Genomic DNA, 8,639 nt, shown 5'->3' on the forward strand with positions numbered 1-8,639 from the left:
TTTCCTGGCCGGGCATTGGCTCGCTGGGCATGACGGCGGTAAAAGGGATGGATTATCCCGTTATCATGGGCATTACACTGTTTTCCGCCCTGCTGCTGATCCTGGGCAATCTGCTTGCGGATATTTTGTACAGCATCGCAGACCCGAGAATTAAATCAACGAGGTGAACTCATGAATCGGAGCAAATGGCGCAACATCGGGATCGAGCTGATGACGAGCAAAATGGGCGCCACAGCCCTCATACTATTGATCGTATTCTCTCTAGGGGCAATCTTCGCCTTTTTGTCGCCGCAGGACCCGAACAAGCTGAACGTGCTGGAGCGACTCCAATCGCCGGGAGCGGCACACTGGTTTGGAACGGATGACTACGGCCGGGACTATTTTACAAGGGCGCTGTACGGCGGTCGTGTATCTTTGCTGGTGGGCTTCGCGTCCATGATTATTGCGACGAGTATTGGCGCAGTAGTAGGCATTGTAAGCGGCTATTTCGGTGGATGGATTGATAATTTGCTTATGCGGATTTTGGAGCTGATCATGTCGATTCCGTCTTTTTTGGTTATTTTGCTGTTGAGTGTGTTTTTGAAGCCGGGCGTCGGCAATATTATTGTCATTATTGCCCTGCTGATGTGGATGAATATTGCCCGGGTGGTTCGGGCAGAGACGATGACTCTGCGGGAACGGGAATATGTGCTGTATGCCAAAGCTTCGGGACAAAGCACATTCGGGATTATCCTGAAGCATATCGTTCCGAACCTGATTCCGGTGATTATCGTGGGGGCGACGAACAATATCGCCTCGGCGATTATGATGGAATCGTCACTGAGCTTCCTCGGTTTTGGTGTGCAACTCCCGAACGCTACGTGGGGAAGTATGCTGAATAATGCCCAAGGATATATTGCACAGGCTCCATATATGGCGTTATTTCCGGGGCTGCTTATTTTACTGACCGTGCTGAGCTTTAATGTTTTGGGGGATGTGCTGCGTGTAGGCTTTGAACCCAAGCTGGTGAAACGATGATTCACAGCTACAAAATCCAATGAAAATGGCTCCAGGAGCGACAGAAAGGAGCGAAAACACGATGACTGAACATCTGCTGTCCGTCGAACAGTTGGAGGTTTCCTTTTTCACACGTGAGGGGGAGAATCAGGCGGTTCGAGGGGTTAGCTTTCATATTGATGCTGGAGAAACGGTAGGAATCGTAGGAGAATCCGGTAGCGGTAAAAGTGTTACAGCCAAAGCCATCATGTCTATGATTGCCCCGCCGGGCAAGCGGCTGAAAGGCGATATTCGTTACCGGGGAGAAAGTCTGACGGCTCTGACGGAAAAGCAATGGCGCAAAATACGCGGGAACCAGATTGCGATGGTCTTTCAGGACCCGATGACTTCGCTGAACCCGGTCAAGAAGGTCGGCTATCATCTGGTCGAGGTGATACGGAGACACCGGGGACTGAGCAAGGAAGCGGCTACGAAAGCCGCTGTGGAGCTGCTGCGGCAGGTGGGGATTACCGAGCCGGAGCGACGGATGAACCAATACCCGCATCAATTCAGCGGGGGGATGCGTCAGCGGGTAATGATCGCGATGGCGCTCTCGTGCAGCCCGGAGCTGCTGATTGCTGACGAGCCGACCACAGCGCTGGACGTGACGATCCAGGCGCAAATTCTGGAGCTGCTCAAGACGTTGAAGCAGCAATCTGATATGGCGATTGCCCTGATCACCCATGATCTGGGCGTCGTCGCCCAGGTGTGCAGCCGTGTTATCGTGATGTACGGCGGCATGGTGATGGAGGAGGGCCGTGTGGACGATATCTTTTATCGTCCGGCCCACCCGTATACGCAGGGCCTGCTGCGCTCTGTGCCGCAGCGCACGAACGGCTTCCGCGAGCGGCTGGTGCCGATCGAGGGCACGCCGCCGGACCTGCTGGACCCGCCGTCCGGCTGTCCGTTCATGGACCGGTGCCCGCACGCGTTTGCCCGCTGTGCAGAGCGGCCGCCGATGGTGGAGATTCGCCCGGATCAGCGGGCGGCCTGCTGGCTGAACGAGCCGGATGCTGTGCCTGCCGGAGTCTACGAGACATCCGAAGCGGGTCATGCGGAAGGGAGGGTTTAATGTGAGTGAAGCGATTAATGCAGTGGGTGAAAGTCAGCCCTTGGTGGAGGTACATCAGCTTAAGAAGCATTTTGTAACAGCCAAGGATTTGTTGGGGCGCAGCTCGGAGGTACTCAAGGCGGTGGACGGCGTGAGCTTCCAGATCAAGCGTGGTGAGACGTTCGGACTGGTCGGCGAGTCGGGTAGCGGTAAATCGACGGTTGGACGCTGTTTGACGCGGTTATACGATTATACGGAAGGCACGGTGCGCTTTGACGGTCAGGATATTTCCAAACTGAACGATAAGCAGCTCAAGCCGCTGCGTCGGCGTATCCAGAGTATTTTTCAGGACCCGTATTCCTCGCTTAATCCCGGTATGAATGTGCTTGAACTGATTGGCGAGCCGATGGACATTCACAGATTGCACCAGGGCAGTGAGCGTAAGGATGCCGTCGTGGCTTTACTTGAAAAGGTCGGGCTGAAGCGGGAGCATTTGTACCGCTACTCGCATGAGTTCAGCGGCGGACAACGCCAGCGGATTTCTATCGCGCGTGCTTTGTCTGTGAATCCGGAGTTCATTGTCTGTGACGAGCCGATTTCGGCGCTGGACGTGTCTATTCAGGCGCAGGTGATTAACACGCTGGAGGATCTCCAGCAGGAGTTCGGGCTGACGTATCTGTTCATCGCCCATGATTTGTCGATGGTGCGGCATATTTCAGACCGGATCGGTGTGATGTACCATGGACGATTGGTGGAGGTAGCCGATGCAGACGAGCTGTATGAGCAGCCAGCCCATCCATATACACAGGCGCTGCTGTCCTCTATTCCGGTGCCTGATCCGAGAGCAGTCGGAGAGCGGGACGGTTTTGGGGCGGGATTTGCCCAACCAGACGGTTCCTTGGCATGGGACAAGGACGGTGAGAGTGCCACTGAGCTGCGGGAAATCAGCCCCGGCCATTATGTAGCGTACCCGGTTAACCGTTAGGTTAAGGCTGGTGTACGACGAACATGATCAACAAGGAGGCGAAAAAACGATGACTGAATCAACGAACAGAGTACGTATTTCACAATGGGATGCGCTCATGCTGGAATCTTTACGCGCATTAGGCTGGACTGATGAGGAGCTAATCCGTCGGGTGCAGCACAATGAACTGCCGTCGGACGGACAGTCCGATTTTGATTATGCAGAGCTTGCCACCGGGCTGGCGTCCAAAGAGCCGGAGATTTTTGCAAGCGCCGTAGCTGACGGATACCAGATCAAGTACAACACGATACGGGGTATTCGTTCCTGGATTTCCGCTGCGTTCGGGCGTGAGCCTGAGCTGTCACTGGTGGAAGGAAGCGAAGCCGTTACATCCGAGCTGACGAAGGTTGAGTATGATCGACTAGAGCAGGTGCTGTCGTTCGGCTGGTCGATACAGGAAGATCGGCCCGCGACTGATGATGCTGCGGGATTGTACCGAATTGTGCCTGCTGTGCAGACGGTATAAGTTGTGGGTTCTGTTCTGAGTAGGACACAACCTTCCCATCTTTTCTCATACGGTTATCATCGGTTGGAATAGATAGGATGCTTATATTTTCCACCATAAAAGTATAAAATCAAACTCTCTTTTTTATGATATAGTTTTCATACATACTGACATAAGAGAGTTGAGGTGCGGCATGACAACACTACAAATTGTCGATCCATTCGTGAATCCGGAATTACGCGTTTTTCAGGCAGGCGCTGAGGATCAGGAGCAGGTGCAGGAGTTAATTTTACAAACTGCCAGATGGCTGCACAGCAGAGGCTCCACGCAATGGGGCAACCTACTCCAAGGGAAAGATGATCACAACCTGGGAGGGGCAATTGCACGTGGAGAAGTCATTACTTTCCGCACATCAGAGGATCATGCATTAGCAGGTGCTGTGATTTTGCAACAGCAGCCCAGTGCGTGGGATCGTAAGCTTTGGGGGCTAGATGATGCTGATTCCGACGGAGGAACCTCAGTATATTTGCATCGCCTGGTTGTGGATCGGGATAGAACCGGGAAGGGCTTAGGCCGTGAACTGGTGCAATGGATTGAAAAGGGAATTCGTTTCACAGGCAAAGACCGAATCCGATTAGACTGTATTGCGGGGAATGACAAGCTAAACCAGTTTTACCAACAATGTGGCTATACCTATATAGGTGAAACGGGCGGCTATAATATTTTTGAAAAGATGCTAACAGAGGTGAAGGAAAAATAAAGCCTGAACTGAGTTAAGGGGCTGTCCTAGAAGTCATTAAAGATGACGGTGGGATAGCTCCTTTTGTTTTAGTCTTTTGGGTTGGTTACAGCTTCACGGCAGAGTACAACTGAGAAAAAATGAGCTGAGTGTGAGCGAACGGGGTAAAGTTATTCTATCCCAATATACGTCTAACCACGAATTAGAGTGTTTTATAAATAAGTTTATTCGCTATTTAAAACGTCATAAACAATTATTATAAATATATATTACGTATTATATATTGAAATAACTGATTACTTTGTGTTACAACTTTAAGTAAACCTATAGATCAGTTCAGGCATGTATCTTGATAAGTGGAGGGAATGAATATAATGCTGAAAAGAGTGTACTCATTTAACGAAGGTAAGTTGGGGATGAAAGCGCTACTAGGAGGAAAAGGCGCCAATCTCGCGGAAATGACGACACTGGGTCTTCCGATCCCTCCCGGCTTTACTGTGACTACCGATGCGTGTCGAGCCTATTTTGCTTCCGGCGGCAAGCTCCCGGAGGGTTTGTTGGGAGAAGTCGTCATTGCCCTGCACGACGTTGAGGAAGCCCAGTCAGCTATATTCGGAGATATGGAGCGGCCTTTGCTGGTCTCTGTCCGCTCAGGCTCGGTAGCCTCCATGCCCGGTATGATGGACACGATACTGAATCTGGGGCTGAACGATGAAACCGTGCGTGGGTTGACAGAGCAGACGGGAAATGAAACCTTCGCCTATGACTGTTACCGCAGATTTATTCAAATGTTTGGGGAAGTGGTGCTGGGTATCGAATCCAATCATTTTCACCAGCTTCAGGAGCAGAGCAAGCAGACCCATGGGCGTGGCAGTGACCAGGAGGTTAGCGCAGAAGAATGGAAGGAACTGATCGAACATTATAAAGGGCTTGTCACGCAGCAGAGCGGACAGCCGTTTCCGCAGGATGTGTATCAGCAATTGCAACTAGCGGTGGAAGCTGTATTTCGCAGTTGGAACAATATGCGTGCCAAGGTGTACCGGAAGGCTTACGGCATTCCAGATGAACAAGGGACAGCAGTGAATATTCAGGCTATGGTGTTTGGCAATCTCGATAACGACAGTGGAACCGGGGTACTGTTCACCCGTAATCCCTCCACAGGTGCTAATGAATTGTACGGCGAGTATATGGTGAACGCCCAAGGCGAGGATGTCGTAGCCGGAATACGCACTCCTAGCCCTATTGCCCAGCTTCTGGAGAAGCAGCCGCTGGTCTATGATCGTTTGGAAGAGCTAGCTTCCTTGCTGGAGCGTCATCACCGGGATATGCAGGATATCGAATTCACGATTGAAAAAGGTAATTTGTATCTGCTACAGACACGTAGCGGCAAAAGAACCGCGCAGGCGGCTGTAAAAATAGCTGTGGATCTAGTAGAGGAAGGGATTATCAGCCAAGAGGAGGCTATCCAACGGATCGAACCGTCCCACATGGAACAATTGCTGCATCGCTCCGTTGACGCTTCCACACCTCTGGTTGCGATTGCCCAAGGTCTGCCTGCATCGCCCGGCGCAGCAAGTGGGCGTATTGTATTCGACGCAGATACGGCAGAGAATTGGACGAAGGATGGGCAGAAAGTCATCCTGGTCAGTGTGGAGACCTCACCTGACGATCTTCACGGGATTATTGCCGCCGAAGGCGTGCTGACGAGTCGAGGGGGGATGACCAGCCATGCGGCGGTGGTTGCGAGAGGCATGGGTAAACCCTGCATTTGCGGTTGTGACGCGCTGAGCATTGACCTGGACAGTCGGAGCGTCAGCATCGGTGCCCTGACCTTTCAGGAAGGGGAGGATATTTCGATTGATTCGACCTCCGGGCAGGTGTATCAAGGCAGTCTGTCGCTGAACGAGCCAGTCATTACACCGGAGCTGCTGAAGCTGCTGGAGATTGCGGATGAAATTCGGACGTTGAAGGTCTACACCAATGCGGATACGCCACTCGACGCCGCCAAAGCTCGGAAATTTGGAGCCGAGGGCATCGGGCTTTGTCGTACAGAGCATATGTTTTTCTCAGGCAATCGTCTGCCTATCATTCAGGCGATGATTTTGGCCGAGGATCAGGAGGCGCGGGTTCTTCATTTGAATCGTCTGCTCCAAATGCAACAATCCGACTTTGAGGCTATGTTCAGTGCGATGGACGGTTTACCGATGACCATTCGCTTGCTGGACCCCCCGTTGCACGAGTTCCTACCGAACCTGGAGCAGCTTCAGGAACAACAGCGGGAGCTTGAGCTTTCCGGCGGCCATGTGGAGGAGCTTCAACGTCTTAAAAGTACCATCTCCAAGGTGCACGACCTGCGGGAGATTAACCCTATGCTGGGATTGCGCGGTGTTCGGCTGGGCATTCTGTTTCCGGAAATATACGATATGCAGGTTGAAGCGATCTTTAAGGCCGCGGAAGCAGCACTGCGCAAGGGCGTGGATGTGAGACCAGGGATTATGATTCCGTTGGTCGGACATTCGAATGAACTCAAGCAGATGAGAGAACTGGTCGATGGGGTGGCGACTCAGGTACTTAGCGAAGAGTTTAAGTGGTTCAGGTATCGGGTGGGCACCATGATTGAGGTTCCAAGAGCCGCCCTGCTGGCAGACAGCGTGGCCCAGTACGCCGACTTTTTCTCCTTTGGAACCAATGATCTCACACAAATGACCTTTGGTTACAGTCGGGATGATGCCGAAGGTAAATTCCTCGGCTCCTATATGGAAAAAAACATCTTGGAAGCAAACCCTTTCCAGGTGTTGGATCAGGATGGCGTAGGCAAGCTGATTGAATGGGCTGTTGCCAAAGGCAGGGCAAAAAAGCCTTTTCTGGAGACAGGTATCTGTGGGGAGCATGGCGGGGATAGTGAGTCTATTCTCTTTTGTCACCGCAGCGGACTGGATTATGTCAGTTGTTCACCGTACCGGGTACCATATGCCCGCATTGCCGCCGCTCAAGCAGCCTTGCTTGTTAGAGTGGAGCAGCCTGAGGGAGCGTTGTCTGTTTTGTAGCTGAAAGTAGTCTCTACATTTCAATAACACATTTAAGGCAGCCTTGATCCAAAGGCTGCCTTCCTCGTTTTACACTATAGTTACCACAATATAGGGGAAAGTTCCGTCAGGAAGTAAAAATTTTAGTTATACATGAAAAATGGGGATATCGCGTCTCCCTCTTTTACATATGATGATAAGAGAAGTTTTGTAAGCGCTTCAGATCAGGGTGACATACAACTATGCGAAGCTACAGGAGGCGGTTAAGATGGACAATTACATGAGCTGGATAAAAATTGGTTTTTTTCTCAGCGTTCTGTTTTTACTTGCAGCGGCATGCACTACCTCTCCCAAGCTGGAAAACACGGAAGGGAAAAAAGTCGGGCTGACCATGCAAGTCTGGGGGAATCCTGCGGAGGTGAAGGTGTACCAGCGGGCGCTCGATGCATTTGAAAAGGAAAACCCGAATATTGAGGTTAAGCTGGTGCCTGTACCGGGAGACCAATATGAGCAGAAGCTGCTGACACAGCTTCAGGGAAGTCGCGGACCGGACGTGTTTTATTCGTATGAGCCGACGATTGCGCGTTTAATTGGGGCGAAGCAGGTACAGCCGTTAGGTGAGTTTTTAAAAAGTGATGCCAGTGATGTAAAAGCCGAGGATTTCCCGGAAGGATTGTGGGGTCCGGCGAAGCGTGATGGGGAAATCTACGGAGTCACTCCCGATTCCAATCCGATGGTGATGTATTACAACAAAAAGGTTTTTAAGGATGCCAGTGTGAAGACACCGCAAGAATATTATGACGAGGGCAAGTGGAACTGGGACGCTTTTGAGGAAGTCACATCGAAGCTGAAAGCTGCCGGAAAGCAGGGCTATATTGCAGAAAACTGGTGGGCGCACTGGTATTCATGGGTGTGGTCGAATGGTGGCCGGATTTTTGATGAACAAGGCAAGTATGTACTGGATCACAATGAAAAGGGCAAGGAAGCCTTCCGCTTCATGTACGATATGGTGAACAAGGGAAATGCGGTATATCTCGGTTCGCTTCCCAAGGGGCAGGGAGCAGATGCGATGTTCATGTCCAACCAGGTCGGCATGCTGGCGGCGGGAAGATGGCTGGAGCCCTTGTTCAGTCAAAATAAAAGTCTCGACTTTGATTATATTTACTGGCCTTCCAACACGGGCAAAAATGAACCTGTCGCCATTCCGGTTGCTTATGTAGCCGTGAACAAAAACAGTCCGAATCTGCAAGAGGCCATGAAGCTGGCCGCATTCTACGTCTCGGTGAAGGGGCAGGAGGCGCGACTGGTTGAAGGTGGGA

General features: G+C 51.6%; 8 protein-coding genes. All 8 read left to right on the forward strand.

Features of this window, described 5'->3' with window-relative positions:
* On the forward strand, positions 1–167 hold a 167-nt coding region (locus C1I60_RS25430), incomplete at its 5' end, for an ABC transporter permease subunit (protein ID WP_252361634.1).
* A 4-nt stretch (positions 168–171) separates the two neighbouring features.
* The gene (locus C1I60_RS08140) at positions 172–1,017 is read left to right on the forward strand and encodes an ABC transporter permease (RefSeq protein WP_137061271.1); all 846 of its coding nucleotides are present in this window, start codon (positions 172–174) and stop codon (positions 1,015–1,017) included.
* 61 nt (positions 1,018–1,078) lie between these two features.
* Entirely contained in the window at positions 1,079–2,107 is a 1,029-nt protein-coding gene (locus tag C1I60_RS08145; protein WP_137061272.1) for an ABC transporter ATP-binding protein, read from the forward strand.
* Entirely contained in the window at positions 2,088–3,071 is a 984-nt protein-coding gene (locus C1I60_RS08150; RefSeq protein ID WP_137061273.1) for an ABC transporter ATP-binding protein, read from the forward strand. Before C1I60_RS08145 ends, C1I60_RS08150 begins: the two co-directional genes overlap by 20 nt.
* 49 nt (positions 3,072–3,120) lie before the next feature.
* Positions 3,121–3,576: a hypothetical protein gene (locus C1I60_RS08155; RefSeq protein ID WP_137061274.1), complete on the forward strand. Its 456-nt coding sequence runs from the start codon at positions 3,121–3,123 to the stop codon at positions 3,574–3,576.
* 172 nt (positions 3,577–3,748) lie between these two features.
* Complete coding sequence (locus C1I60_RS08160) at positions 3,749–4,315, forward strand: GNAT family N-acetyltransferase (protein ID WP_137061275.1); 567 nt, start codon at positions 3,749–3,751, stop codon at positions 4,313–4,315.
* A 353-nt stretch (positions 4,316–4,668) separates the two neighbouring features.
* The gene (gene ppdK / locus C1I60_RS08165; protein ID WP_137061276.1) at positions 4,669–7,341 is read left to right on the forward strand and encodes a pyruvate, phosphate dikinase; all 2,673 of its coding nucleotides are present in this window, start codon (positions 4,669–4,671) and stop codon (positions 7,339–7,341) included.
* Between the two features lie 247 nt (positions 7,342–7,588).
* Positions 7,589–8,639 (forward strand): ABC transporter substrate-binding protein (locus C1I60_RS08170; protein WP_252361630.1); only part of this gene is annotated, 1,051 nt, incomplete at its 3' end.

Origin of the sequence: Paenibacillus terrae, from assembly GCF_005217525.1 — a bacterium.
In the GTDB taxonomy this organism is placed as follows: Bacteria; Bacillota; Bacilli; order Paenibacillales; family Paenibacillaceae; genus Paenibacillus; species Paenibacillus terrae_C.

Bases quoted from the DNA above. Each gene is read 5' to 3' on its own strand.
- C1I60_RS08155 (WP_137061274.1), top strand. From the start codon at position 3,121: ATGACTGAATCAACGAACAGAGTACGTATTTCACAATGGGATGCGCTC.
- C1I60_RS08140 (WP_137061271.1), top strand. From the start codon at position 172: ATGAATCGGAGCAAATGGCGCAACATCGGGATCGAGCTGATGACGAGC.
- C1I60_RS08160 (WP_137061275.1), top strand. From the start codon at position 3,749: ATGACAACACTACAAATTGTCGATCCATTCGTGAATCCGGAATTACGC.
- ppdK (WP_137061276.1), top strand. From the start codon at position 4,669: ATGCTGAAAAGAGTGTACTCATTTAACGAAGGTAAGTTGGGGATGAAA.
- C1I60_RS08145 (WP_137061272.1), top strand. From the start codon at position 1,079: ATGACTGAACATCTGCTGTCCGTCGAACAGTTGGAGGTTTCCTTTTTC.
- C1I60_RS08150 (WP_137061273.1), top strand. From the start codon at position 2,088: ATGCGGAAGGGAGGGTTTAATGTGAGTGAAGCGATTAATGCAGTGGGT.